At 50.6% G+C, this 26905-nt stretch carries 27 protein-coding genes, 1 tRNA gene, 1 pseudogene and 1 riboswitch; of the genes and pseudogenes, 22 read left to right on the top strand and 7 right to left on the bottom strand.

The annotated features are described in order from the left end of the window. Nucleotides 1-166: 166 nt before the first annotated feature. The 4 genes from NYE70_RS23855 to NYE70_RS23840 all read right to left on the bottom strand — a co-directional run bounded on the left by NYE70_RS23855 (nucleotide 167) and on the right by NYE70_RS23840 (nucleotide 6693). A complete protein-coding gene (locus tag NYE70_RS23855; protein ID WP_341048603.1) occupies nucleotides 167-2500 on the bottom strand; it encodes a ribonucleoside-diphosphate reductase subunit alpha in 2334 nt (777 codons plus the stop codon). A gap of 269 nt (nucleotides 2501-2769) precedes the next feature. Further along, nucleotides 2770-3291, bottom strand: coding sequence for an anaerobic ribonucleoside-triphosphate reductase activating protein (nrdG, locus tag NYE70_RS23850; RefSeq protein WP_341048602.1), 522 nt, complete (start codon nucleotides 3289-3291; stop codon nucleotides 2770-2772). After that, entirely contained in the window at nucleotides 3288-5228 is a 1941-nt protein-coding gene (locus NYE70_RS23845; RefSeq protein WP_445323891.1) for an anaerobic ribonucleoside triphosphate reductase, read from the bottom strand. The genes nrdG and NYE70_RS23845 overlap by 4 nt, the downstream gene beginning before the upstream one ends. Before the next feature lie 225 nt (nucleotides 5229-5453). Beyond that, nucleotides 5454-5685, bottom strand: a riboswitch (cobalamin riboswitch). 177 nt (nucleotides 5686-5862) lie between these two features. Further along, nucleotides 5863-6693, bottom strand: a complete 831-nt coding sequence (locus tag NYE70_RS23840; protein WP_211023895.1) for a MurR/RpiR family transcriptional regulator — start codon at nucleotides 6691-6693, stop codon at nucleotides 5863-5865. Nucleotides 6694-6953: 260 nt separating this feature from the next. Between NYE70_RS23840 and NYE70_RS23835 the strand changes: the two genes are divergently transcribed. From NYE70_RS23835 to NYE70_RS23810, 6 genes are all read left to right on the top strand, one after another. Beyond that, nucleotides 6954-7841 carry a cell division protein FtsQ gene (locus NYE70_RS23835; protein WP_341048600.1) on the top strand — a complete coding sequence of 296 codons (888 nt, stop codon included), beginning with the start codon at nucleotides 6954-6956 and terminating at the stop codon, nucleotides 7839-7841. Next, nucleotides 7841-9685, top strand: coding sequence for an ABC transporter ATP-binding protein (locus tag NYE70_RS23830; RefSeq protein WP_341048599.1), 1845 nt, complete (start codon nucleotides 7841-7843; stop codon nucleotides 9683-9685). Before NYE70_RS23835 ends, NYE70_RS23830 begins: the two co-directional genes overlap by 1 nt. Next, nucleotides 9669-10493, top strand: coding sequence for an energy-coupling factor transporter transmembrane component T family protein (locus NYE70_RS23825; RefSeq protein WP_290407644.1), 825 nt, complete (start codon nucleotides 9669-9671; stop codon nucleotides 10491-10493). The genes NYE70_RS23830 and NYE70_RS23825 overlap by 17 nt, the downstream gene beginning before the upstream one ends. A 16-nt stretch (nucleotides 10494-10509) precedes the next feature. After that, nucleotides 10510-11307 carry a PHP domain-containing protein gene (locus NYE70_RS23820; RefSeq protein WP_290407645.1) on the top strand — a complete coding sequence of 266 codons (798 nt, stop codon included), beginning with the start codon at nucleotides 10510-10512 and terminating at the stop codon, nucleotides 11305-11307. Between the two features lie 135 nt (nucleotides 11308-11442). Continuing rightward, nucleotides 11443-11748, top strand: a complete 306-nt coding sequence (locus NYE70_RS23815; protein ID WP_290407646.1) for an MTH1187 family thiamine-binding protein — start codon at nucleotides 11443-11445, stop codon at nucleotides 11746-11748. 117 nt (nucleotides 11749-11865) lie between these two features. Beyond that, nucleotides 11866-11938, top strand: a tRNA-Thr gene (locus tag NYE70_RS23810). Between the two features lie 100 nt (nucleotides 11939-12038). On the opposite strand, the gene NYE70_RS23805 is transcribed toward NYE70_RS23810, so the two are convergent. From NYE70_RS23805 to NYE70_RS23795, 3 genes are all read right to left on the bottom strand, one after another. After that, complete coding sequence (locus NYE70_RS23805; RefSeq protein ID WP_341048598.1) at nucleotides 12039-13169, bottom strand: site-specific integrase; 1131 nt, start codon at nucleotides 13167-13169, stop codon at nucleotides 12039-12041. 125 nt (nucleotides 13170-13294) lie between these two features. Next, entirely contained in the window at nucleotides 13295-13684 is a 390-nt protein-coding gene (locus tag NYE70_RS23800; RefSeq protein ID WP_341048596.1) for a hypothetical protein, read from the bottom strand. Next, nucleotides 13677-14288, bottom strand: a complete 612-nt coding sequence (locus NYE70_RS23795) for a LexA family protein (RefSeq protein WP_341048594.1) — start codon at nucleotides 14286-14288, stop codon at nucleotides 13677-13679. The genes NYE70_RS23800 and NYE70_RS23795 overlap by 8 nt, the downstream gene beginning before the upstream one ends. A gap of 106 nt (nucleotides 14289-14394) precedes the next feature. Here NYE70_RS23795 and NYE70_RS23790 point away from each other — a divergent pair, with 106 nt between their 5' ends. The 16 genes and pseudogenes from NYE70_RS23790 (at nucleotide 14395) to NYE70_RS23710 (ending at nucleotide 26642) form a co-directional block, all read left to right on the top strand. Then, nucleotides 14395-14616: a helix-turn-helix domain-containing protein gene (locus tag NYE70_RS23790; RefSeq protein ID WP_341048592.1), complete on the top strand. Its 222-nt coding sequence runs from the start codon at nucleotides 14395-14397 to the stop codon at nucleotides 14614-14616. A 139-nt stretch (nucleotides 14617-14755) separates the two neighbouring features. Then, nucleotides 14756-14935, top strand: a complete 180-nt coding sequence (locus tag NYE70_RS23785) for a helix-turn-helix transcriptional regulator (RefSeq protein ID WP_341048591.1) — start codon at nucleotides 14756-14758, stop codon at nucleotides 14933-14935. Beyond that, nucleotides 14928-15254: a hypothetical protein gene (locus NYE70_RS23780; protein ID WP_341048590.1), complete on the top strand. Its 327-nt coding sequence runs from the start codon at nucleotides 14928-14930 to the stop codon at nucleotides 15252-15254. The genes NYE70_RS23785 and NYE70_RS23780 overlap by 8 nt, the downstream gene beginning before the upstream one ends. Beyond that, entirely contained in the window at nucleotides 15238-15423 is a 186-nt protein-coding gene (locus NYE70_RS23775) for a hypothetical protein (RefSeq protein ID WP_341048589.1), read from the top strand. The genes NYE70_RS23780 and NYE70_RS23775 overlap by 17 nt, the downstream gene beginning before the upstream one ends. Before the next feature lie 26 nt (nucleotides 15424-15449). Next, the gene (locus tag NYE70_RS23770) at nucleotides 15450-15707 is read left to right on the top strand and encodes a hypothetical protein (RefSeq protein WP_341048587.1); all 258 of its coding nucleotides are present in this window, start codon (nucleotides 15450-15452) and stop codon (nucleotides 15705-15707) included. A 48-nt stretch (nucleotides 15708-15755) separates the two neighbouring features. After that, on the top strand, nucleotides 15756-15878 hold the full coding sequence (locus tag NYE70_RS23765; RefSeq protein WP_341048585.1) for a hypothetical protein: 123 nt from the start codon (nucleotides 15756-15758) through the stop codon (nucleotides 15876-15878). 67 nt (nucleotides 15879-15945) lie between these two features. Then, the gene (locus NYE70_RS23760; protein ID WP_341048582.1) at nucleotides 15946-16200 is read left to right on the top strand and encodes an AbrB/MazE/SpoVT family DNA-binding domain-containing protein; all 255 of its coding nucleotides are present in this window, start codon (nucleotides 15946-15948) and stop codon (nucleotides 16198-16200) included. A 31-nt stretch (nucleotides 16201-16231) separates the two neighbouring features. Beyond that, nucleotides 16232-16462, top strand: coding sequence for a hypothetical protein (locus NYE70_RS23755; protein WP_341048580.1), 231 nt, complete (start codon nucleotides 16232-16234; stop codon nucleotides 16460-16462). A gap of 11 nt (nucleotides 16463-16473) precedes the next feature. Next, nucleotides 16474-16602 carry a hypothetical protein gene (locus tag NYE70_RS23750; protein ID WP_341048578.1) on the top strand — a complete coding sequence of 43 codons (129 nt, stop codon included), beginning with the start codon at nucleotides 16474-16476 and terminating at the stop codon, nucleotides 16600-16602. A gap of 24 nt (nucleotides 16603-16626) precedes the next feature. Further along, nucleotides 16627-17337 (top strand): hypothetical protein, encoded by a 711-nt coding sequence (locus NYE70_RS23745; protein ID WP_341048576.1) that lies wholly within the window; start codon nucleotides 16627-16629, stop codon nucleotides 17335-17337. Nucleotides 17338-17406: 69 nt separating this feature from the next. Beyond that, nucleotides 17407-18744, top strand: a complete 1338-nt coding sequence (locus tag NYE70_RS23740; RefSeq protein ID WP_341048575.1) for an AAA family ATPase — start codon at nucleotides 17407-17409, stop codon at nucleotides 18742-18744. Next, entirely contained in the window at nucleotides 18744-19823 is a 1080-nt protein-coding gene (locus tag NYE70_RS23735) for an ATP-binding protein (protein ID WP_341048573.1), read from the top strand. Before NYE70_RS23740 ends, NYE70_RS23735 begins: the two co-directional genes overlap by 1 nt. Before the next feature lie 24 nt (nucleotides 19824-19847). Beyond that, entirely contained in the window at nucleotides 19848-20459 is a 612-nt protein-coding gene (locus NYE70_RS23730; RefSeq protein ID WP_341048572.1) for a hypothetical protein, read from the top strand. A 10-nt stretch (nucleotides 20460-20469) separates the two neighbouring features. Then, on the top strand, nucleotides 20470-22050 hold the full coding sequence (locus NYE70_RS23725) for a DEAD/DEAH box helicase (RefSeq protein WP_341048571.1): 1581 nt from the start codon (nucleotides 20470-20472) through the stop codon (nucleotides 22048-22050). Between the two features lie 5 nt (nucleotides 22051-22055). Continuing rightward, nucleotides 22056-23973, top strand: a pseudogene (locus tag NYE70_RS26055) (DNA cytosine methyltransferase). Nucleotides 23974-24380: 407 nt separating this feature from the next. After that, the gene (locus NYE70_RS23710) at nucleotides 24381-26642 is read left to right on the top strand and encodes an AAA family ATPase (RefSeq protein ID WP_341048570.1); all 2262 of its coding nucleotides are present in this window, start codon (nucleotides 24381-24383) and stop codon (nucleotides 26640-26642) included. The last annotated feature ends 263 nt before the right edge of the window (nucleotides 26643-26905 follow it).

Genomic DNA, 26905 nt, shown 5'->3' with positions numbered 1-26905 from the left:
ATAACAGCGTTTATGAGGCCGCCTCATTGGATTTTATCCAATCAAAGGCTTGGAATGGAGTCATCCAGGCAATCTCGTTGTATTTTTTCCAACCAAGCCCGGCTCAAACCTGACCCAAGCTCCGCTCGAGCCCGGCCTAAGCCGGCTCAAGCCTGTCTCGCTCAGCTTATGAAGCGCAGGACTCGCACTCTTCAATGGTCAAGGCCCGGCTGCGCACATAGTAGGTCGATTTCAGACCGGCCTTCCAGGCATGCAGATGGAGTTCCAGGAACTCGCTCGCCTTGATATCCGGGCGCACGTAGAAGTTGAAGCTTTGCGCTTGGTCTACGTGGCGTTGGCGAGCGGACGCCATGTTGATGGACGCGTGCTGGTCGACCAGGAACGCCGTCTTGTAGTACCAGATCGTTTTCTCGGACAGATCCGGTGCCGGGTTAGCGATCTTGTACGTCGTTTTCTCTTCATAAGAGAGCAGCTCATAGAGCGGATCGATACTTGCGGTAGAACCGGCGATGATCGAAGTCGAGCCGTTCGGCGCGATCGCGAACATCCAGGCGTTGCGGACGCCGTTCTTGCTGACTTGCTCGGCAAGCTCTTTCCATTGCTCCGTCGTTACGAATTTGCCCTCGCGGGAGCCGTCCGTGTATCCGCGATAGGTGAAGTAATGTCCGTTTTCCCAGTCGGAACCGGCGAATTTCGGATAGCGGCCTTTTTCGATGGCCAGCTCCATGCTGGATTTAACCAGCAGGTAGTTGATTTTCTCGTAAAGCGCATCGTTATAAGCTACGGCTTCGTCGGATTCCCAGCGGATGCCTTCGAGCGCGAGCAGGTGATGCAGTCCGAACGTGCCGAGGCCGATGGCCCGGTACTGGCTGTTCGTATACTGAGCTTGCAACACTTCGATATTGTTAATGTCGATGACGTTGTCCAGCATCCGAGTCTGGATCGGCACAAGACGGTCGAGTACGCCGGCCGGAACCGCACGGGCCAGATGGATCGAGTTCAGGTTGCAGACTACGAAATCGCCAGGGATTTTCGAAACAACGATCCGGGTTTGCCCGTCCTTCGTCACGAGTTCTTCTTGTTCGACTACGGTCGGCGACTGGTTCTGCATAATTTCCGTGCACAGGTTGGACGAGTAGATCATGCCGTGCGCCCGGTTCGGGTTGGCGCGGTTGACCGTATCGCGGTAGAACATGTACGGCGTTCCTGTTTCCAACTGCGATTTCATGATCCGTTTCATGATATCGATCGCCGGCATCGTGATTCGGGACAAGGTCGGGTGATTGACCGCTTCCTCGTATTTCTCGCGGAACTGTCCTTTACCGAATTCGTTATCGTAAAAATCCTCCAGGCCGAGCGGACGGCCGTTGTCATCTTTCCAGCCCATCGTCTTCTTCACTTCGTGCGGGCAGAACAGGTTCCATTCGCCGCGCGCTTCAACAGCTTCCATGAACAGGTCCGGCAGGCAGACGCCGTGGAACACGTCATGCGCGCGCATCCGCTCGTCGCCGTTGTTCAGCTTGAGGTCGAGGAAGGCGAGGATGTCTTTATGGAAGACGTCCAGGTAAACGGCGATCGCGCCTTTACGCGTGCCGAGCTGGTCGACGCTGACGGCCGTGTTGTTCAGCTGGCGAATCCAAGGGATGACGCCGGAGCTGGTGTTCTTGTGACCGCGGATGTCGGAGCCGCGGGCGCGCACTTTGCCGAGGTAGACGCCGATCCCGCCGCCCATTTTGCTGAGCCGGGCCACGTCGGTGTTGGAATCGAAGATGCCTTCCAGCGAATCGTCAACCGTATCGATGAAGCAGCTGGAGAGCTGACCGGCGACTTTTTTGCCCGCATTGGACATCGTTGGCGTCGCGGCCGTCATATAAATGTTGCTCATCGCCCAGTAAGCTTCTTTAACGAGCTCAAGACGGGTCTCGGCTGGCTCACGGTGCATGAGGTACATGGCGATGACCATATAACGCTCTTGCGGCAATTCCATCGTCCGGCCTTCAAAATCGGTAGCCAGGTAGCGCTCGGTCAGAGTCAGCAGCCCGATGTAGTCAAACAGCAGATCGCGGGAAGCGTCGATCGTGTGGCCCAATTCCTCGATTTGCTCCTTGGTGTAGCAATCCAGCAATTCCTCGCGGTAGATGCCGATTTTGCACAAATCGGTGATCAGATGGTAGAACGACCCGTAAGGCTCTTCCGGGTAAGCTTTGTAGCGGCGGTTGACGGCCGCTTTTTTGTAAAGGGAGGTAAGCAGCGAGCGGGCCGCCGCGTATTTCCAGTCGGGCTCTTCTTTGGTGACCAGTTCCAAGGCGGACATGGTGAACGCACTGCTGATTTCCTCACCGGTTACTTCGTCGCGTCTGAGCTTGGCGTTGACGCCGCGCAGCAGCCGCTCCTTGTCCAGGGTATGTAATCCGTCCAGAATGCGATCGGCATAAACACCGAGACGTTCGTTATCGAACGCGAGTTGACGGTTGTTGGGTTTAGAGACGAGTAGTGGCATGAATAAAATTCCTCGCTTTCCTGGCATGAGATAATGGACCGGATGCAATCCGGTTAAATCTATTAATCTTTTAATTCTCAAATTGAGAATAATTGAGGATAAAAGGGCGTCCGGAAAGACGCGAATGATGATTATATATGCAAATGATTATATTCCCGGGGCCCCCGCAGCCTAAATAAATCAAGCTGCTGAGTACCTGTGACGCTTTTTGTAGGATGTTGTCTATAAAAAGCATCACAGATTATCAATTATACTAGAAAGTCAGACAGCTAGAAAGAGAAAGTTGGCTCCCAGAGGGCAGGCTGACCTTGCGCCAAGCTAGCCTCAATATCGATAAGACGCTGGTTGGAGCTACCCCTGTAGAGCAGGGAGGGATCCCGCAATTCTTCAACGAACCGCCCGTCTACCAGCACTTGGCAGCGTCTGAGTAATTGAAATTCCGGCGAATCTCGGTGCTCGGTCAATTCTTCGTACGTATACCCGCTGTAAATCCAGATCGGTAAGGACCGACCGGCTTCGAGGCGCAAGCGATCGACAAAGGCGCTGACCTCGGCGGCGGAGAAGAACGGATCCCCGCCCAAAATCGTGACCCCGCTGAGCAAGGGGTTGTTTTTGATGTCGGTGATGATTTCCAGTTCGCGCTCCGGCGTCAATAGCTCGCCGTAATTGAAATTCCAGGTGGCTGCGCTGAAGCAGCCTTTGCAGTAATGCCGGCAGCCGCTGATGAAGATGGCGGCGCGAAGTCCTTCGCCTTCATTGATGGATTCCGGGTAGTAGCCGCATATGTTCATGCGTCGTGTTTCACCCGGTCGCGGACTTCGGCCTGTTTCGCGGCATTGAAGCGCGTCTGATAGTCGCCGGTCAGATACCCGGTCACGCGGCGCAGCCGGCGGATGTAAACATCCTTTTCGTGACTGCTGCAGGAAGGGCAGGTGGCCCCGATGATGCCCTCAAACCCGCACGCGGAGCAGCGGTCGATCGGATGGTTGATGCTGAAGTAGCTAACCTGCTGCGACAAGGCATATCGAACGATTTGCAGGAATGCCGCAGGATTGCTGCGGGCGTTTCCGTTCAATTCGATATAAGAGATGGCTCCTGCATTGCACAGTCCGTGGAACGCGGCCTCCAGCTGAATCTTTTTCGCGGCACTAATTTTGTAGTACACGGGAATATGGAAAGAGTTCGTGTAATACTCCCGGTCGACGACACCCGGCACGGTGCCGTAGAAGGCCTGGTCACGCTTGGTGAATTTGCCGGACAGCCCTTCCGCCGGCGTGGCGAACAACGTAATGTTCAGATTGTGGAGATCGCCTTGTCTGTCGCAGTAGTCGCGCATGTAGGCGATCAGATCGTAAGCCTTTTGGTAGACCTGTTCGTCTTCGCCATGATGCTTGCCGTACATCGCCTTCATGCATTCCGCCAGCCCGATGAATCCGATGGACAGGGAGCCGTGTTTGATCAATTCGCCGACGTTATCCTCGGGGTCCAGCTTGTCGCCGCCTTCCCAAACGCCCTCGCGCATCATGAAATCGGAAGCCTTCGCTTTTTGCGCGGCCTGGATTTGGTAACGGTGAAGCAGGCCTTCCAGCGCGATGTCGAGGTAATGGTCGAGCTCATGATAGAAGCCGCGCTCATCCGCAACGTTTCTTCGTCCCAACGCGATCCCATGCTCCAATCCGAGCTTGACCAGATTCAACGTATTAAAGGAAAGGTTGCCCTTACCGGACAGGTGGTTGCGTCCGAATCGGTCGCTCAACACCCGCGTGCGGCAGCCCATCGTAGCGAATTCGGTATCCGGATCGGCCGGATCGTAGTGCATGAGATTCAACGGGGCGTCCAGGTTGGCGAAGTTCGGATACAGCCGCTTGGCTGAGCATTCCGCCGACTTCAGAAAGAGATGATAGTTCGGCTCTCCCGGATTTTGGTTGACGCCTTGTTTGCATTTGAAAATCTGAATCGGGAAAATCGGTGTTTCTCCGCTGCCGAGTCCACGCATCGTTGCCGTCAACAGAGAGCTGATGACGAGCTGGCCTTCCGGAGACGTGCAGGTGCCGTAGTTGATGCTGGTGAATGGGATTTGTCCCCCCGCGCGGCTGGACATCGTATTCAGATTATGAATCAGACTCTCCGCGCCTTGCAGCGTTTCGCTTTCGGTTTCTTTTAACGCATATTTAAAAGATTTCGGATATTGCTCTTGAAGGTCGCTCCGGCTCATATTGATTTCGCCGCCAAAGTCGGCCTCGCTGTCACCTTCCTCAAAATACTCCAGTCCTTTGCGGAAGTATTTGGCGAAGGATTTCGCTACGTAAGGAGCCAGGTCGTGGTCAATCATGTTGGCCGATACGCCGCCGTATTGGGAGTTTTGCTGGGATTGAAAAATAATCGCTACGAGCGCCATCGCGGTCATGATCGAGTTCGGCGGCCGGACGCTGCCATTGCCGGTGTTGAAGCCTTCGCGCAGCAGCTTGGCAAACGGAATGAAAATGCAGTTGGTCGTGCCGATCGCGTATTGATCGAGGTCATGCACATAGACTACATTGTCCTTGATCGCTTGAACGATCCGCGGCGGCATAACAAAATGATTTGCATACCATTTCGAGTACTCGCTGCCGAATTTGCTCATTTTGCCGGAGAAGCTTTCACCGTTTAAGTTGGCGTTTTCGCGCAGGATCTCCAAATTTGAACTCTCGACGATTTCTTCGCCAAGACGGATAACTTCCTCCATCATTTGCTCCCGGTTTACTTCCGTATCGATTACATTCAACAACGACATCTTAGTTCTCCTCCCTGATAACTGGGTAATACTCGCATATAAAAAGCATTCCCAACCCGGCAAGGTTGAAAATGCCCGAATGTCTCCAGAATGATAGCTATAGGAAGGCGTAACAAAAGAAGTTAAAACAAAGCTATGCATGAGCTGCATCGGACACCTCCCTGTTCCTCGCAGGTTAGCGCGGTGTCTTCCAAACGGGCAGGTCTCCTGACTTTCGGTGATGCGCCGACGCCTTCCCGGGGGAGAGATAAATTCCCTCAGTGGCATCATGTCGGGCGAATTGCCTTGGGAGGATCACGACGGTTTCCCAGGCGTTCCGATTACAGTGGCGGGACCGCAGCGGATTTGCACCGCCTTCCCTTTTAAGACCCGGCGTCTTGGGCGCCGGACCACCCGTTCACACTATATTTTGTTGTAGTGATATTAATTTACCCCAATATGTTGTGTTTGTAAATGGGCCTAGCTCGAATTTGACGATTGAAAATAATGAAAATTCCTCTGAAAGCAACCGCGGTGCGGGCCAGCGGGGATGAAAAAAATATTAAAAAAATTTTGACTCCAAATTACGAAAAGCAGGTTTATATTTTGATCATCTAGGGAGCTCATGGGCGTATTTTTTTCGTAGTTGATTCAACTCGTTCAATTTGCGGAGATGATCGTCCTGATTTCGCATTCCTACCGCGACGATCAAATTTTCTACTATAAACGTAGGGGCGATCATAGAGTGAAATTCCCACGTTTCTCCCCGGCTGGCAAACAGCGTGATATCGCATTGATCGGAAAAGTCGGCAACAAGCCGGTCCGTGATGAGCAAAGTCCGGTAGCCGGTCTCTTTGGCATGATCGACGATCACCTTCGCTTCCGGCAGCAACCGGACGAACCCGAACAGAACTACGAGATCTTCTTCGCCCAGATGTAGAAGATCTTCGAACATCTCGCTTCCGCCGCGGTCCAGCCGATGGATGGACAGGCCGAATCGGCCAAGCCTGTAATGAAGCAATTCCGTGAGTCCGGCAGAAGGGCCCGGACCATAGATGTAGATGCGCTTTGCCGAAGTCAGAGCCGTGACGGCGGCTTCGAAGGAATCCGCGGAATAATGGGTCAGCGTTTCTTCGAGATGCCTCATGGTGGTGGCGAGAAATTGCTGGGGGAGCGGGCTGGCGTCCGCTTTGTCCATAATATTTTTCATTTTTGCCGCGGGCGTCACGTCGAGCTGACTCCGCAGCTTGGTTTTGAAATCTTTAATATTTTTGAAACCGACCGTACGCCAAAACCGCGAGACCGAAGCAATGCTCAGCCCCAGCGCGTCGGCGATTTCCTGTTCAGTGGAGAACAGGACGGTTTGCGAGTTTTTTTGGATATAGTCCGCAATTTTAAACTGACCCGGCGACAGGGCCTCGGTGTTCCAGTCCAGTTTCACGAGAGACGGCCTCACTTTCATTGTCTGGTGCGTTGCTAGAAATAGATTAACATACCGGATTTAGGAAGGGCAAAAGCGACTCATGCCCAATCCGAATAGCAGCGAACAGATGACTTTTGATGTGTATTTTTTCATAAATACGACTTATGTAATTTTATTTACATTATTTTAACGTACCCGGGCATCGGATTTAATAATTGGACTTTATATTGGGATTAGCCTGATGAAAGGGCGTTTGAACAACCAAATAAAAGGAGGGAATGCAAGTGATTCGATCCCAAAAAAGATATGTGCTTACGCAATCGCAAAAAATGATGGTGTTTATTTTGTCTATGTCCTTGTACGGCTTGTCCAACATGATTACGGAGCTGATTCCATCCCTGCGGCTCGGCCCGGTGGAATTCTCGGTGGAGTACTTCGCGTTTATTCCGCTGACATTATGTATCCTGTTCCATCCGTTTTATGCCGCCGTAGGGGCGGCGCTGGGTGAAGTGATATTTGGAGAGATTATGCTCGGCCAATTCGGGGGTCTCGGCGAACTGGAGAAATTCATCGGATTTTCGCTCGCCATGTTCATTGCCGGAAGTCTCGTCAACGATCCGCGCAACCGCAGACAGGTCGGGATTGCCGCGATTACCGGAGTTGTCATCCACCAGTTTATAAGCAGCGCGGTGGATATTGCCAAGGTGTGGGTGGGTGTAGAGGAATTCGAAGCCGTGCCGGGCTTGGCGCAAAGCGTAGTGGTTGTAGAAGGGGTTTCTTTTCTGAATGACGTCCTGTTCTCCGGTATTTTGTTCGCTTTGTTGCCGACCTTGTATCTGGTCCCTCGTTTATATGGCAAAATCGAGCCTTTACTCGGCATGAAACCACGCGATAACCGGATGAAATATTCACTGGGTGAAATCATCGCTCCGCGATTGATCGTTGTCTCGATAGTTCTGGCTTTTGCAGCCTTCGGCGCAGAATTTCTGGCGGAGTCGGATATGGCGCTGATCGACTGGGATGCGGATTTCCTGGAGAGCATCGGCGGGTGGTTCATCTGGGTTAGTATCGGAGCCGCGGCCATCGTGGCGTTGATTACGATTCTGCTGCTGATCCGCAAAGGCAAAAGAACACCACAGCAAATGGATAGGAGCGGTCAGGCTTAATGCGTGATGAAAACAATATCGTTGTCATGGAAGGGGTCACATTTACATATCCGGGTGCCGAGCAATCGGTGTTGAACGGGGTTTCCCTGGAGATCAAGCGCGGCGATTTCGTCGCCGTGATCGGAGGGAACGGCAGCGGCAAATCCACGCTGTGCAAAACGCTGAATGGATTGATACCGCACTATTATGTCGGCGATTACGAAGGCAGCGTTCAAGTGAACGGATTCGATACGCTGAAGCATAACGTAGCGCAGCTGTCACGCCATGTCGGCTACGTGTACCAGGACTTCGAAAATCAACTGATCCGTCCGACGGTATTGGACGATGCCGGGTTCGCGCCGCTGAACTATGGCTTCGAGGACTACATGGAGCGCGGGCGCCGGGCTCTACGGCTGGTTGATCTGCAGTGCGATCCGAAGGAGTTCATCTGGCAGCTCAGCGGCGGACAGAAGCACCAGCTCGCCTTGGCCGGTGCCATCTCGCTGGATCCCGACATCCTGATTATCGATGAGCCGGTGGCTCAGCTAGACCCAAGCCATGCCGGGAAGATTTACGATCTGCTGAGGAATTTGAACGAATTTCACGGAAAAACGATTATCGTGATCGAGCATCATACCGAATTTATCGCCGAATATTGCAAGACGGTCGTGCTTATGGATGCAGGGCGGGTTCTCTGGTCGAAGCCGGTTAAGGAAGCGCTGCGCGAGCTACGCCAACTGGAGGCGAGTCATATTTTTCCGCCTCAGGTCACGCAGGCCGCCGCAAAAGTGGGTGAATCCGGTAATGTGCAAGGGACTGGAAGAGCCGGAGAGGGAATTGGGGAGTATCCGGTTACCTTGGAGGAAGCTGTACAGTATTTTGGCCGTATTCAGGGGGAGCATCGCGAGGAGCGTGAGGGGAAAGGGAAAGCTGTTGATTCCCTTGGTTCTCTGGGGATAGTCAATTCGACGATGGGGCTAGGCGATTCGATAAGCCCGGAAAACTCGTTAAACGGTTCTGAACCGGTCATCGAGGTCAAGCATGCCCGTTTCTCCTACCGGACGGTTACGAGGGAACGGAAGATTGTGCTGGACGATGTCAGCGTAACCTTCAACCCGGGCGACCTGGTTGCCCTCGTAGGCAATAATGGAGCCGGTAAGTCTTCTTTCCTGAAGCTGATCACCGGGGTAACGAAGCCGGAAGCCGGTCATGTCCGGGTGAAAGGCGTAGATACGCTGCGAACACCGCCGGAGCAACTGGCGGATATGGTGACTTACATTTACCAGAATCCTGAGGAGATGTTCATTGAAGACTCGATCCGGAAAGACGTGGAGTTCTTCCTGAAGGCTCGCGGCGTGCAGGGCTACGAGCGGAAAGTGAATGATATTCTGGAGAGCTTCGGGCTGACGGAGCTTCAGCACCGCGACGGACGTCTGCTGAGCGGCGGACAGCAGCGGCGCGCCTCGCTGGCGATCGGAGTAGCCATGAATCCCTCAGTCATTTTGCTGGATGAGCCGACGGCCAATCTAGATATTGCCACCCGCAAGGATATTACGCGGCTGCTTCAGCAACTGAACCGCCACGTGGAAACGGTGATCGTAGCGACTCACGATATGCAGCTCGTTGCGGAGTGGGCCAACCGCGTCATCGTTATGCATCAGGGCCGGATGATCCGAAACGGTACCCGGGAGTCGGTGTTCGCCGATGCGGATTTGCTGGAGCTGGCCGGTTTGACCGCACCGCAAATTTTGGAGCTGAGCCGGTCTCTTGGAATGCCGCAGCTTTGCTACACGGTGGATGAATTCGCGCAGCGCTGGAAGGCTGCCGGAAGAAGGGAGGCGTTGGCTCATGGAGTATGTACGTAAGCTTATGGACCGGGTATCGGTCGAGGGCGTCAAAATTGAATTGCTTAATACGGCCTACGGCAACGGCGATACTTTTCTCGCCAAGCTGGACCCGCGGACCCTGTTCCTTTGGTATTTGTATTTCGGGATTGCCCCGTGGTTCATCCATGACGTGATTTTATTGTTCGGCTTGTTCTTCCTTATGGCCCTGACGACGATGATGTCGCGGGTTAGTCCGCTTATTATTGGAATACTGTGCCTCGGACTGCTGAGCCAGGCCGGGTATCTGCTGATCGTATCCTGGCTCTTTGGGGGAGGCGGGGAAACGATCCTGCCGCTGCTGAAGCTGACGCTGAAATTGTCCGTCATCTCGCTGGCCAGCATTACCGTGTTCTGTTCCATGGATCCGGAGAAGCTGAGCGACGGTCTGCTTAGCATCGGAGTGCCGAAGCAGGTTTCATTTGGCATAGCCTACGGCTATCGGATGCTCCCTAGTCTGCTGGAGGAATACCATCATATTTTCCTGTCGTTCCGGCTGCGCGGAAAGGCCCCGGAGCGGCACGGTTTTTTATATCTGCGGAGTATCGTTTATTTTCTGAAAATCGCCGTACTCTCTTTTTACCCGTTAATACTGAGCATCGCGAAAAGAACGCGCACCACGGTGGAAGCGTTGGAAACTAAAGGTTTCTCCTATGCCTACCAATCGCCCGAGGTCAAACGGATCAAGTTATCGCACATGAAATTTACGCGCCGCGATGCGTTGTTCTTGGCCGTCTCGGCGGTCTATGTTGCCGCGCTGTATGTTCTTGCCGCACACTTTAACCTTTAAATAAAGGAGAACATTTATGAAAATCGATCTGCACACCCATGTGAAGCTTTCCAAGAAGAGTGAATTCAGTCCCGCTTATTTCAGGGAGATGATGGCCGAGGCGAAAGGGAACGGCCTGGACGCCATCGCGATGACGGAGCATTTCAACACTTTGCGCTATGAGGATATTTACGAGATGCTGGATCGTAATTATCCTTATGAACACGGCTATTATTTAGCTGAGGGAATCAAGGTGTTCCCGGGCATCGAGGTCGACATTAAAGAGACGGGACACATCCTGATCATCGGTCAGCGGGACAACGTGCTTGAGCTTAGAAGCCGTCTGGAGCCGCATACGGAAAAAGGCCGGTTCGTCGATTTTTGCACCTTGCTCGACTGGAGTGAAGAGGGCGGGTTCTTGAGAATCGGAGCCCATCCGTTCCGGGAAGGGACACCGCTTCATCATTTGCCCGATGAGTTGTTGAAGCGTCTGGATGCCTTTGATCTGAACGGTAAAGACGTTTACGCCCAAGGGCTCGAAGCTTACCACGCTAAAATCGGGGAGTTTGCGAAACGGCTAGGCCGCACCGTGGTCGCCGGAAGCGACACGCACCAGTTCATGCAGTACGGTTGCGTCCTGAATGATTTTGACCGGAACTTTGAAACCGTAGAGGAGCTCAAAGCATTGATTCAGGAGGGAGCTTATCGGATTGAGGTTTCGCCGGCCTTGGATATCAAGGTGAAGTCCGCCAACATTATCAAAGGACTGCTCAAAAAGAGTCTTTCGCTTCCGGTAGACGATGACCTGGAGGAGCTCGGAGACCAGTCGGCTTAACACACCGTACATCCATGGCGCCCCCTGATTTTTATCTTATAACTTGTGTTTCTCCGGTTTGATATTCCGGAGCGAATCTTGTTACAATAAGTGAAGGCAAGATAATAATGCGTATAATCAGGGAGGCGCTTAATTATGGCGATTGCGGAAGTAACGGTTATTCCCATCGGTACAGGGTCCACCAGTCTTAGCTCCTATGTTGCCGAGCTGCAACGAGTACTCGAACAACAAAAGGGAATCAAGTACACGCTCACCTCGATGAGTACCATTATTGAAGGGCCGCTGGACGATATTTTCGCTGCAATCCGGGCGATTCATGAGGCGCCGTTTCACTCCGATGCCAAACGGGTATCTACATCGATCAAGATCGATGACCGCAGAGACAAAGTGGGTTCGTCCGAGCAAAAGCTCCGGTCAGTGCAGGATAAGCTGGGCTTGTAGCGGTTAATTCGGGAGGAAATTAGGGGAACAGGTAGCCGACCGATTTCCAAAGATTGGACCTTGCAATATTCCGGAAACGGAGTATAATAATTTTTGTTTCACTTTAAAAGTGAATCTGCTGATGTAGCTCAGCTGGTAGAGCAACGCATTCGTAATGCGTAGGTCGGGGGTTCGAATCCCTTCATCAGCATCTTTCAAAAGCTTTACAGGACGCGGTTTTCCGGTGGTGCGGAGATCGCGTTTTTTCTTTAATATTCCGATGTGCAAACGAATTGCAAACCTTTAGTTTATTAAAGCGAATCGTCGTCACTTATTATTGATCCTCCCAAACTTTTTAATGCCGCCTCTTGAAGCCCAGGTAAGACGTGTGAATAAGTGTCCAGAGTTATTGTTATTGAAGAATGCCCCAATCGCTCTTGGACAATTTTTGCGTGTACACCACGCTTTAAAAGTATGGTTGCGTGCGTATGCCTTAGATCATGAAAACGAATTCTCGGAACGTCAATCTTATTCAATATCTTGTAATACTCTCTGGAGAGATTGCGAGGGCTAACCGGTGTACCTAGATGCGTTTGAACGACTAAACCATAATCATTATAGAACTCTTTGTTCTCTTCCTTTTCAGATTCTTGGACATCTCGGTGCATCTTCAGGAGGTTTATTGTGTCTGGGAACAAAACGACCGAACGTTCACCGCTAGCTGTCTTCGGCTCATGAAACTCATAACCAGAATGTGCTTTAGTGTAAGCCTGCCTAACTGATACTTGACCGGTCTCAAAATCAACATCCCTCCATCTTAACCCGAGGATCTCCCCGATACGCATCCCGGTTGATGCTGCCAACTCAAAGACTATATAGAACCTATTATTTTTCGCCTCCTCAAGGAAAAGTTTAAGTTGCGCTTCGTTCCAAACTTCAAACTTTACTTTTTTTACTCTGGGTGGCGTTACGGCATTTGCTACATTTTTTGAAATGTCGCCGAATCCAATCCCTTCATCTAATGCATCTTTAATTAATCCATGGAGTTTCTTAATCGAATTGGCGGATATGACGGTTAGCAGTTTTTGATTGTAAAGATCGTGCAGATGTCTTGGCTTCAATTGAGATACTTTCACTTTCCCCAAGTTGGGGATAAGATGTGTATTAATCAGCCATGAATAAGATTTCCAAGTCCCGGGACGGACTTGATTCTTTTTATTGGTAAGCCAATTCGTCATAAATTCTGATATTGTTTCGTCCGTCTCTTGAATGTAATTCCCATCATTAAACTCTTTGATTTTGTCGATCATCGCCTTTTCGGCGTCTTTCTCCTTGTCATAGCCTGAAAACCATTTTTGTTTACGCTCTCCAGTTAATTCGTCTCTGCCGATATCAATAACAAAACACCATTTCTTCCCGCGCTTTCTAACGTGTCCTTTCAATTTGTATCCTCCTTATATAATCGTTCGCTGCAGATTTCGATCTATATAACCACCCCCTTAAAAGAACGTATGTTCTATTTTTGAGTAATGAAAAGCCGCCATATTTCACTACGGCGGAAACAGCTCTATCTAAAATCAAAAATTGATGAGAGATTCATTTGCATAACTATTTCGACATCAGACATTTGTACAACAAAATGCTGTATATCCGACAATTGAAATAAAGGTGAGTAGGATTCACCGCGAATTTTCTTAATTCTCTCCTTAACTCGGGGGAGATATACTCCAAGTTGATCAGGATAATCCGTGCTAATTACAAGTTCCGTTTGAACTATAGAGAGACCCAGTGCGTATTCATCGATTTCATCTCTTGAAAGCTTCTGGAATGGTGTTCTTAAAGGGACGTATAGTGTCTCTTGTTTCCAATCGAACCCCCCAGCCGCTGGTTTTATTATCATCCATGCCGGCCAAGAACCTTCTTCGTTATAATCGTAGATGACTGATAGGTTATACATCGAACTGTACTTGCACCACCTGTCCTTGAATAATAACATCGTGAATTGGAATGATCCGGGGAGGGATATCTCTATTAGCTGCCTGGAGAATTACGTTATCATCATCATAGAAGATTCGTTTTAAAGTTCCTTCTTCGCCATCAACCAAAACGACACCTATTTTGCCGTGTTGGCATGTCTGTTGCTTCCGGACAAGAACGCGCATTCCCTCCCGGATCCCTTCGTCTATCATGGAGTCACCTTTTACCATGAGGAAAAAGTAATCCCCATCTCTTACAGAATCCTTCGCGACAATCTCATAGCCAATTATGTCCTGTTGGGCTAGGCTGTTATAGCCTGCACGAATTTCGCCGTATATAGGAATTTGAACCATCTCCAATGAAATTGTGTTGTTAGGATTCGAATTATCGGTAAGGCCCAAGAGATAATCTGTAGATGTATTGAGGATAGTAGCTATATCAGCCAAAGTATCCCCCGGAGGGAGTGCCACATCCCTCTCGTAGTTTGAAAAGTTGGCGCGATTCATACCAAGTTTGTCCGCCATTTGATCTTGGGTTAAACCTCTTTTCAAACGTAAATCTTTTATACGCTTACCAGTGGACAAACTAATCGCTCCTTATTGAAAAACAGAATAAAAGAAAATATGCTTTACTACTTGACGTAAATAATATTTACGTGTAATATTTCAATCAAGGAAGGTGGTGAAGACATTGACAAAGAAAGACCGTGTCATCAGGGCCCGATTTAAGCAACTGAGAAAAAAAGCAGGCACTCAAGAAAAAGTCGGCCGTGACAATGGAGTAACCGGTACTATGATTCGCTACATTGAGAACGGTTATGTAACTCCGAGCGGTAAATTAATGCTCAAACTATCTAATTATTTTGGAGAGCCCCTGCAAGAACTCTTTCCAGATGTAGCTGAAACGGAATAAAAGGAAATAATATTTACGCTTTTGATTATATAACGTAAATATTATTAACGCAATACCCAAGTATGAATTATTTTTGGGTTTATTTACCTCTGCACTCATAGTAAATATTATTTACGTTTATTGAAAGGAGTTGTGTGCCTTGGCTGAGAAATTGCTGACTATTCCTCAATTAGCAGAACGGTTGCAAATTAGCGAAAGAAAAGCCTATGAGCTTAGACACAGAAAAGGATTTCCATACCGCAAACTTGGTCCTCGTCAAATCCGAGTTGTTTGGGAAGAGGTACAGGCATGGATGTGTCAGGAGGCTTCCAATGAATAGCCAACAACCTGAAGTAGTCGACCACTGCGCTAACGAGGAATGCGGAGCCGAGATTTATTTCGGACAAGACTGCTACCAGGTCGGTCATGAACTGGTTTGCTCCGGCGGCTGCCTGGTAAAAAAGCTGAGAGCCAGGACGGTGATCGCGGGGAGGAAGCCTGCCGAACCGGAACAGGTTGAAAAGCCGGTACCGTGTACCCGTTGCGGATTCGATGACGAATTTATTGTCGACTATGAGGCCAACGGTACCGAGTTTACTTTTTGCGGAAACTGCGGCCAAAGAGTAGAAGGGCCTGTGACTCATGATCCAGCTGAATAAGCAGTACACCTTCAGCTACCTCGGATCCGCGCCGGTTACCTGGGTGGTGGATGCTGTCAACGCTGAGACAGACCAGATATATCTGCATCAAATCGGTAACGGAAAGACGCTGCAGATGAGCCTGAAGCACTTCGAGGATCTGTACCGGCGGCATGGCATGGCGGAGTAGCACATTTAGTGAAGGAGATGAAAGTGATGCCTAAAAAACTTAAACCCTGCCCATTTTGTGGTGGAGAAGTAAAAATCATTGTTAGCGATGCAGAAGGTAACATGCGTGACGAAGAATATGAGAAAGATCCGTGGTCCGGGTTGTCTTATAAGTTGCAACATGACCACGAAGAAAACGATGGCTGTCCAATAGCTACCTACGAGGATGATGGGATCGGATTGGGCGTGTATCTGTACGACAGTCGTGATGAAGCGAGTACAGCATGGAATAAACGGCAGGGTTAATGCACAGTTCGAAAATGTTGCGCACTTGGAGGGGAGGTGAACAAGACAATGAACGTAACCGGACAAGTCTGGATGGAGCTGACGAAGGACGAGCGTATGGTCTGCTTAAAATTCGCAGCCAGTGAGAACGAAAAACGGTCAGTAAAAAGAAAACAGCCTCTCGCGGGGTAGGAGCCCGGGAAGCTGCACAAACAAACATATTCTACGGCCAGTATAATCTGGCGGAAAGGAAATTGCAATGAAAAGTACTGGAATCGTTCGTCGTATCGATGATCTGGGCCGTGTAGTCATCCCGAAGGAGCTCCGTCGGACGCTCGGGATCGCCGAGGCGGATCCACTTGAAATCTTTGTGGACGGGGAGCGCATCATCTTCCGGAAGTATCAGCCAGGCTGCAGCATCTGCGGCAGCGTAGACAAAATACTTCGGGAGTATTACGGCAAGCCGATCTGTATCGAATGTATTTCTCAAATCGCAGATCTTCTGCCTAAGTAATCATACTTTCATATTTTAGGAGGGCTCGTTCATGAGCAAGAGCGTTGAAATCAAATTAGAATCACTGGCAGATGGTAGCATTTCTGAACGTTTCAATCAGGAATTACAAAAGGTCCTGATCAATATCGCTGATCCTAACACGGAGGCTAAGACCACCCGCAAGATCAATATCTCGCTGACGATCAAGCCGAATGAAAACGAGAAATGGCGGAAGTATCTATCAGCGCCACAAGTACATTGGCTCCGGCCAGAGAGGTACTGACCACAATCATCATGGATCGTGATAATGAAGGCAAGCCAGCGGCGGCAGAGCTGAAGTCAGGACAGCGCGGGCAGACTTTCATTGATAATGACGGGGATGTTGCTGACGATACAGGTCGTAAGATTAAGCGCATCTATTAATCAATTTATAGGAGGAATTCATTCATGTTTAATCGCGAATCACTGGAATACCTATCTAAACAAGGCCAACCGGAAGTGCTTGAGATCAACGGTCAGAAATATGCTACCCATCAAGTTTATAAGGTCTTGGCGCCAACTCCGGCACCGCTCGTTGTTCGCAACCTCTCTGGACTGGTCGACTATTTGAAATCAGAGTTTGACGCCCAGGCCCCGCTCCTGGTTCATGTCCTCAGTCCGGAAGTCGTATCCGTTGTTTCTTCTTATAACTCCGATTATCAACGCAAGGAGATTATCAGAGCAGAGGCAATGATTCCAGCGTTCCGGTATGAATCGTATTACGATGTTGAAAGCTTTAACATCAAACTGCAATCGGGATTTGTCGAAAACGAAGACCGTACGAAACTCCTGAGAGTTGTCGGAAACATCAAAGAGGAAGCTGTTCGGCAAGTCGGTGATGATGGTGTGTCTCAATCCGTAGTAGCCAAGACAGGCGTCGCCACTGTAGACGACGTAAAGGTTCCTAACCCAGTGTTGCTGGCCCCGTATCGGACATTCGTGGAAGTAGATCAGCCGGAATCGTCATTCGTGTTCCGTATGAAGGACGGTCCATCCGCGGCACTTTTCGAAGCAGATGGCGGTGCATGGCGTAATGATGCGATTGAAGCCATATCTAACTATCTGGCCGAGGAATTGTCGGAACTGATCTTTGTTGAACGCATCGTTGTTATCGCTTAACACAAATGAATAGGGTGGCCTCAGTGCCACCTTCTACTCTGATAACCTTGTAAATAGGGAGGTTTACACGTGATAAAAATCAATAAATTGGAAATTGAAAATGTTAAGCGCGTGAAAGCTGTAAAAATCGAGCCGACCGGTGCGGGCCTGACCATTTTAGGCGGCCGCAATCGCCAAGGCAAGACAAGCATCCTGGACTCTATCGCCTGGGCGCTCGGTGGGAATAAGTATCGGCCATCGCAGGCCGAGCGAGAAGGTTCTGCGGTGCCTCCTTACCTTCATCTCACTTTGTCCAACGGCCTTATTGTAGAGCGGAAAGGGAAGAACAGTGACCTGAAGGTCATCGACCCTAACGGCCAGAAAGGCGGCCAGCAGCTCCTGGATAGTTTTGTTGAGGAGCTAGCAATCAACCTGCCGAAGTTTTTGAACGCATCCAGCAAGGAGAAGGCAAACATCTTGTTGCAAATCATCGGGGTTGGTCAGCAGCTTCATGATCTGGAGGTTAAGGAACAGGAAATTTACAGCCGCCGGCATGCCATCGGCCAAATCGCGGACCAGAAGGCCAAGTTTGCGAAGGAGCAGCCTTATTTCCCGGATGCACCGAAGGAACCAATCTCGGCATCGGAGATGATCCAGCAGCAACAGGCCATCCTTGCTCGGAACGGCGAGAACCAGCGCAAGCGGCAGCGGCTGACGCAGATTCAGGCAGAGTACGCCAGCCAGGGGCAAGAAATCGAACGCATGCGCTCACTGCTGGCTCAGGCAGAGGCTAAATACGCTCAACTCGGTACGGATTTGGAGATTGCACAGAAGGACGCCATCGACCTGCACGACGAATCAACGGCAGAGCTTGAGGCAAACATCCGGCAGATTGATGAGATTAACCGGAAGGTCCGGGCGAACCTGGACAAGGACAAGGCGGAAACGGACGCCAGCGATTACCGGCAGCAATACGATACTCTTACAACCGAGATCAACGCAGTACGGCAACAAAAGACGGACCTCCTGACGAACGCGGATTTGCCGCTGCCAGGATTGTCTGTAGAGAATGGCGAGCTGCTTTATAACAGCCAGCGCTGGGACAACATGAGCGGCGCTGATCAACTTAAGGTCGCCGCGGCCATCGTTCGTAAACTCAAGCCAGATTGCGGTTTTATCTTACTGGACAAGCTCGAACAGATGGATATGGACAGTCTGAATGAATTCGGCGCTTGGCTGGAACAGGAGGGCCTGCAGGCGATCGCTACACGGGTCAGCACCGGGGAAGAATGCAGCATCATCATCGAGGACGGCTATGTTGCCGGTCAGGAAGGTATTCAGCTTCAAGATCCGCCAGGAGAGATTGATCCAGGTGAAGGATGGAACGCTCCTGAACCAGCACCATCTTGGAAAGCAGGTGAATTCTGATGTTTGAAATAATCAGCGGTACCGTTCAAACAGCTCAAAAGGTCGTTCTTTATGGACCCGAGGGTATTGGCAAATCTTCACTAGCAGCTCAGTTTCCTAACCCTGTGTTCATCGATACAGAGGGATCGACCAAGCAATTGAACGTCAAGCGTCTCCCAAAGCCTTCAAGCTGGGAAATGCTTAAACAGCAAGCTGTATGGGTCAAGCAGCAAGGTCCTTCAGTCTTTGGTTCTCTAATCATTGATACCGTCGACTGGGCTGAAATGCTTTGTGTTGAGGGTGTGTGTGCTGCCCATAACAAGACTGGAGTAGAGGACTTCGGATACGGAAAGGGCTACATCTATGTCGCAGAGGAGATCGGACGCTTTCTGAATTTGCTCAGCGATGTAGTTGAGGCAGGAATCCATGTTGTATTGACCGCACATGCGCAAATCATAAAGTTCGAGCAGCCGGACGAGATGGGTGCTTATGATCGCTACCAGCTTAAACTGGGCCAGAAAACCGGAAGCCGTACCGCTCCACTCGTCAAGGAATGGGCCGACATTGTACTATTCATCAATTACAAGACATTCTCGGTAGCGACAGATAAAGAGGGCAAGAAGAACAAGGCTCAAGGTGGCGCCCGGACCATGTACACTACGCATCACCCGGCATGGGATGCGAAGAACCGCCACGGCCTTCCGGACGAGCTGCCGTTGGAGTATAGCCGAATCGCTCATATCTTCAATCAACCGGCACAAGAAGTCACCGCAACACCGACTCAACCGCCAGTGACAACACCGCCGGTTCCAGTCAGTCCGCCGCCGAATAATGCAGCTCCGGCAGTCCCACAAACGTCGTCAGAAAGCGGCCAAATGGCAGGTCCTAATCCAAGTATTCCGCAGTCGCTGCGCGATCTCATGACGCAGTACCAAGTGACGGAGTCGGAAATCCAAATGGTTGTAAGTGTCAAAGGTTACTACCCACTTAACACGCCTATCGCCAATTATGATCCTAATTTTATCGATGGCGTTCTGGTAGGCGCTTGGCCTAAGGTCTTTGAAATGGTTAAGGACGCACGGGAAAAAACACCGTTTTAATAAATCATTCAGGAGGAATTATACATGACTAATCAAAACAACGTTGAACGGGAACTTGGTTGGGATGATGAGATTGAGAAGGATAGTAGCTTTATCATTCTCCCAGAAGGAGACTACGATTTTACGGTTATCAAATTTGAACGGGGCCGTTTTGCTGGGAGTCAAAAAATGCCTGCATGTAATCAAGCAAAACTGGAGCTGACAGTACATTCACCTGAACATGGCGACATTACTGTTTCACACATATTGTTTTTGCATACCAAAACAGAGGGCTTACTTTCTAATTTCTTTTCCGGCATCGGACAAAAGAAAAAGGGGGAGAAACTGCGCATGAATTGGCAAACTGTTGTTGGTTCAAAAGGCAGACTGAAGCTCTTTATCGATAAATATACAGGTAATGATGGCAAGGAATATACCAACAACAAGGTTAAGACGTTCTATGACTACGAAGAAACGTTCGGCGGACAACAACCTCCGCAATACAATCAATCTGCTCAATACAACCAGCAGCAACAGTACAACCAACAGCAGCAAAATAACCAGGCTCAACAATACAACCAAGCTCAACAATACAACCAAGCTCCATTCCCAGGGGCTCAACAACAGGGCGGCGGATTTACTCCGGGTCAGTTTTAAGGGGTAGCCCATGGAACTTAGACCATACCAGCAAGAGGCACGTGAGAGCATCCAGTCGGAGTGGGAAAAGGGCGTACAGCGAACATTGCTTGTCCTTCCGACTGGCTGCGGTAAAACGATTGTCTTCAGCAAAGTAATTGAGGACCGGGTAAGGCTGGGCGAGCGTCTGCTCGTCCTGGCCCATCGCGGCGAGCTGCTAGACCAGGCAGCCGATAAGTTGGCACAGTCCACCGGATTAGGTTGCGCTACCGAAAAGGCTGAACAGACTTCCATTGGAAGCTGGTTCCGGGTAGTGGTCGGCAGTGTTCAAACGATGATGCGAGACAAGCGGCTGCAGCAGTTCGCCCCGGATTACTTTGACTCGATTATCATCGATGAAGCTCATCACTGTTTATCGGATAGTTATCAGCGAGTGCTGGCCCATTTTAAAGACGCGAACGTCTTGGGAGTCACGGCCACACCGGACCGCGGCGATATGCGGAACTTAGGCAGCTACTTTGAGAGCTTGGCCTATGAATATACTTTGCCGAAAGCGATCAAAGAAGGATACCTTAGCCCGATCAAGGCAATGACAATTCCCTTAAAGCTGGATTTGTCGGCGGTAGGTCAGCAGGCAGGGGATTTCAAAACTCAGGACTTGGGTACCGCTTTGGACCCTTACCTTGAATCGATCGCCGCGGAAATGTGGAAGGTTGCCAAGGATCGGAAGATTGTCGTCTTCCTCCCGCTGGTGAAGACCAGCCAAAAGTTCACAGAAATATTGAATCGTGTTGGCTTCCGGGCGGCCGAGGTAAACGGCGAGTCGCAAGACCGGGCGGAAGTGTTGGCCGACTTCGATGCCGGCAAATATAACGTACTCTGCAATTCCATGCTGCTTACTGAGGGCTGGGATTGTCCAAGCGTGGACTGTGTCGTCGTATTACGGCCGACAAAGGTCCGCAGTTTATACAGCCAGATGGTCGGGCGTGGTACCCGGCTATTCCCCGGCAAAGAAGAATTGCTCTTGCTCGATTTCCTTTGGCACACGGAGCGCCATGAGCTTTGCCATCCGGCGCATTTGATCGCTGAAAATGAGGAGGTCGCCAAGGCCATGACCAAGCAGATCGAAGAAGCTGGCGTCCCGCTCGACCTGGAAGCCGTCGAAAAGCAGGCCGCCGAGGACGTTGTCTCTGCTCGTGAGGAAGCGCTTGCGAAGCAACTGGAAGAAATGAAACGCCGGAAACGGGCGCTGGTCGATCCGCTTCAATTCGAAATGTCGATTCAAGCAGAGGACCTTTCAGGTTATGTTCCATCATTTGGTTGGGAAATGGCACCGCCGAGTGAAGCCCAAGTGAAGACGTTGGAAAAGCTCGGAATCATGCCGGATCAAATTGATAACGCCGGTAAGGCGACGAAGCTGCTGGAGAGATTGGACAAGCGGCGTTCCGAAGGGCTTACAACACCTAAGCAGATACGCTTCTTAGAAGGCCGCGGCTTTGAACATGTCGGAACCTGGTCATTTGAAACGGCTAAGCGCATGATTGACCGCATTGCAGGTAACGGCTGGCGCGTGCCGGAGGGCGTAAATCCTAAGGAATACCGTGGGGAGTGACATTCATGCGTGAGATCATCGTTGATAATTTCGCTGGCGGTGGTGGGGCGAGTACCGGGATTGAACTAGCTACCGGCAGAAGCGTGGACATTGCCATCAACCACGATCCTGCAGCTATTGCAATGCACCGCGCAAACCATCCAGATACTAAGCATTATTGCGAGTCGGTATGGGATGTTGACCCGAGAGATGCAGCTGCAGGAAGACCGATAGGGTTGGCGTGGTTCTCACCAGACTGCAAGCACTTTTCCAAGGCGAAGGGTGGAAAACCTGTAGAAAAGAAAATCAGGGGCCTTGCATGGATAGTGTTGAAGTGGGCTGGAAAAGTGCGGCCAAGAGTCATAATCCTTGAAAATGTCGAGGAATTCAAAACATGGGGCCCAGTACGAAAGGGCCGTCCTGTAAAAAGCAAAAAAGGCCAGACCTATGAGCATTGGAAGGCGCAACTTGAAAGCCTTGGATATAAGGTGGAGAGCCGGGAACTGCGGGCATGCGATTATGGCGCCCCGACTATCCGTAAACGGTTTTTCTTGGTCGCCCGCCGAGACGGTCGCCCGATAGTCTGGCCAGAACCGACACACGGTGACCCAGAGAGCGAAGAGGTAAAGAGCGGGAAGCTTAAGCCGTGGCGGACAGCTGCGGAGATCATTGACTGGTCGATTCCGTGCCCGAGCATTTTTGAGCGCAAGAAGCCTCTGGCCGAAAATACTATACGCCGGATTGCACGGGGAATCCAGCGGTTCGTGATCGATAATCCACGTCCTTTCATAGTTAGAATCGGCCAAACGGGTTTTGGTGGCGACAGGTTGCAATATCAGTTGGAGGATCCACTGACCACAGTCACTACAAAGGCAGAGCACCTACTTGTTTCCGGTTCTTGGGGTAAACACGTCTGGACATCCCGGCAGTTCGCCAGATGAACCTCTGCGAACTATCACAACAGGTAATCATCATATGGTTGTCAGTCCTACGCTGATAGAGATCGGTTACGGCGAGGGACCGGGACAAGCGCCTCGGGCTCCTGGGTTACAAAAACCTCTCGGGACGGTGGTGTCAGGAGGAAGAAAGCATGCACTTGTCGAGGCGGTGCTTGCCGTCCCCCATATTACCAAGTTTCGGGGAGGTGCGACGGGGCATTCGGTAGATGAACCGCTGCATACAGTGACCAGCGGCGCCGGTTCTGCTCGGCCCGCAGGTGCCGCACATGCAATGGGGATGGTTACCGCGTTCTTGGCGAAACACTACGGCGGAAACTACACGGGACCAGGAGCTGACTTGAAGGAGCCAGCGCCGACAGTAACAACCGTCGATCATAACGCACTGGTAACGGCGCACGTAGTCCGGCATTTCGGGGAGTCGATCGGCAACCCTGTAGACACACCGCTCGGCACAGTGACCGCCGGGGGCGGTGGGAAAAGTGGTATTGTGACCAGTCACCTAATCAAGATGAGAGGGACCAACATTGGTCACACTGCAGATGAGCCAGTTCATACGATTACGGCCGGAGGGTTACACATCGGTGAGGTCCGTGCCTTCCTACTCAAATACTACGGTAGCGCCGACAACGGCCAGCAGCTGGACGAGCCGCTTCACACCGTGACAACAAAAGACCGGTTCGGGTTGGTCACCGTTGAGGGCGTCGATTACCAGATTGTCGATATCGGCATGCGGATGCTGGAACCGCATGAACTGTTCGCAGCACAGGGATTCCCGGACAACTACATCATTGATGTGGATGCTGACGGCAAGAAGTATTCCAAGAGCGCCCAGGTTGCCCGCTGTGGTAACGCCGTCCCGCCGCCATTTGCTGCAGCGCTTGTCCGGGCAAATCTGCCGGAGATGTGCGTGGGATCCGGAAAAGTTTTGACGTTGGAGCGTTACAAGGAAGCAGTCGGGGCTGGGCAGTTGGAATTTTCATTATAACTACCTTGTATCAATAATTACTTGAAACTATTTACTTAAAGAATATCCATTCCAATATTTTCGTAAGAATCCAACTGAGTGTTTCGTAAGATAGAAACTTTAATATTTTTTTGATTGCTTGTTTCCACTTTGTTGATGGTGCTTTCTTGTCATTAAAATACCAGTTTGATTTACCAATTCTCTTTTTCATTTTTTAGGCCACCTTTTTTTGTATGTGAAGTAGGTGACCAGTAATAGAACTGCCTCTTGAAGAAATAAGATGCTTGATCGAAAATACAAAAAAAATTTAAAAAAAGCTGAAGAATGTGTCTAAATTGTGTCTTTAATAGAAATTGTTTTGAACTTATGGATTAAAAAGGAAGTTGTTAAGGAGACAAACAAGTATTTAACGGGGAGCAGGAAAAACTATGGAGCATAAATTAGACCTCATCTCATTATTGGAATACATCGACCCCGCCTTCCTGAGCTATCAGGAATGGGTCAACGTCGGCATGGCGCTGAAATACGAAGGCTATACAGCCAGCGACTGGGACGACTGGAGCAAACGGGATGGCGGCAGATACCACCCCGGCGAATGCTTCAAGAAGTGGACGAGCTTCGAGGGAACGGCCAATCCGGTTACCGGCGCGACCATTACGCAGATGGCCAAAGATAACGGATGGACTCCCCGGTCCGGTGGCGATCGGGAGGACCGGGAGCTCGGCTGGGATGATGAGATTTCCGGCGGTGATTATGTAGTTGTTGACCGCAATTGGATTGAAGGCAAAGAGATCCACGAGCCCGTAAACTGGAACCCGGTTCAGCAACTCACCACTTACCTGGGAACACTGTTCGAAGCATCTGAGCAGGTCGGGTATGTTACGGATACTTGGCAAAACGAAGAAGGCAAGTATCTGCCGACAAAGGGAGCCTGGGACCGGACGGCCGGCGAACTTATTCAGCTTCTTAATCAATGTGACGGAGATATCGGGTCCGTCCTTGGTGATTATGATCCGGCTGCAGGAGCTTGGATCCGGTTTAATCCGTTGGACGGCCAAGGGGTAAAAAACGAGAACGTGACTGAATTCCGGTATGCTTTGGTCGAATCCGATACGATGGCCGTTGATAAGCAAAATGCCATCATGCGTGAGCTGGAGCTGCCGATCGCCGTCATGGTCTACAGCGGGGGAAAAAGTCTCCACGCCATTGTCCGGGTCGAGGCAGCTAACTATGACGAATATCGGAAACGGGTCGATTATCTTTACAACGTCTGCAAAAAGAACGGCCTGAACATCGATAATCAGAATCGTAATCCATCCAGGCTTTCCCGCATGCCGGGCATCGAGCGTAACGGTAAAAAGCAGTTCATCGTGGATACGAACATCGGTAAGGCGAGCTGGGCCGAATGGCATGAGTGGATCGAGGGAGTGAATGATGACCTTCCGGATCCGGAGAGCCTGACGGACTTCTGGGACAACATGCCGACCTTGGCGCCGCCGCTCATCGAGGGCGTATTGCGGCAGGGACATAAGATGCTCATAGCCGGACCGTCAAAGGCCGGTAAATCGTTCACGCTAATCGAAATGAGCATAGGCATAGCAGAGGGTATCAAATGGCTGGGCTGGCAGTGTACGAAGGGAAAGGTTTTGTATGTAAACCTTGAATTAGACCGGGCGAGCTGCCTACATCGTTTTAAGGATGTATACCAGGCGCTTGGACTTCCGCCGCAGAATATCGCCAATATCGACATTTGGAACCTTCGTGGTAAATCGGTACCGATGGACAAACTGGCACCGAAGTTGATCCGACGCGCGGCCAAGAAAAATTATATAGCAATCATCATTGATCCTATTTATAAGGTCCTGACCGGCGACGAGAACAGCGCCGATCAAATGGCCCACTTTACGAATCAGTTTGACAAGATCGCTACCGAACTCGGGGCGAGCGTTATCTACTGTCATCATCATTCTAAGGGAGCACAGGGCGGCAAGAAGTCCATGGACCGGGCTTCCGGTTCGGGTGTATTCGCCCGGGATCCGGATGCACTGATCGACTTGGTGGAACTGGATGTAACGGAAGCCTTAATGAAGCAAGAGGAAAACAAGGCGATCTGTGGCATGTACAAGCGACTGTTTCAGCAGCATAATCCGGCCTACCTGCAAGAGCACATCTCACAGGATGACGAGCTCAGCGCGAAGGCCATGGAAGATCACGCTAAGCGGGCTATGCCGCACGTCATGACGAACATCATGCCGACGATCGAGCAAGTCATCAAGTCAGTGAAAGGCCGTTCCGCATGGCGCGTGGAAGGCACGCTGCGCGAGTACGCCAAGTTCGAGCCGGTGAACATGTGGTTCCAGTATCCGATTCATCGGGTGGATGAGGTCGGCAGCCTGAAAGACATAGATCCCGAAGGAGAATCTTCAACGCCACCTTGGCAGAAGGCGACCAACAAACGAAAGGATAAAGCAAAGCAGGAGCGACGGAGCAAGGCTGAGGAATTTGAGGAAGTCGTGAATAACTGTAATTTTGGGGAGCCCCCTACGGTATTGGATGTCATTGCATGGTATTCTTCGACCGGAAAAGAGGTGGCCGAACGCACCGTGAGAGACTGGATCAAGAAATACGGATATGAAATTGATCGATCAATAGGTTTCCGCATAGTCAAAAAGGAAGATAAAGAAGATTAATAATCGCGGCGGCAATCATATGTTTATGGTGATTGCAAAAGGTTGCAAGTATCACTAATTAATGATTGCCGCAATTTGCGAAACATGGCCTTTGTAATTCTGCAATAAGTTGCGGGGATTTAATACGTGTATGATTGCCGCCGCCGATGGCGGAGACCACTATATATAAATATATAAGGAATAAGGGAGGGGGTATAAAAATCCCCCTCCCCCTTCCCCTACATTTATGAAGGCAACCCCGCAGTTAAAAGTAAAATAATGGA

Source organism: Paenibacillus sp. FSL R5-0407, assembly GCF_038009185.1.
Taxonomy (GTDB): domain Bacteria; phylum Bacillota; class Bacilli; order Paenibacillales; family Paenibacillaceae; genus Fontibacillus; species Fontibacillus vini.
Note: the sequence above shows the minus strand (reverse complement) of the source record. Positions and strands in the feature narration are given on the sequence as shown.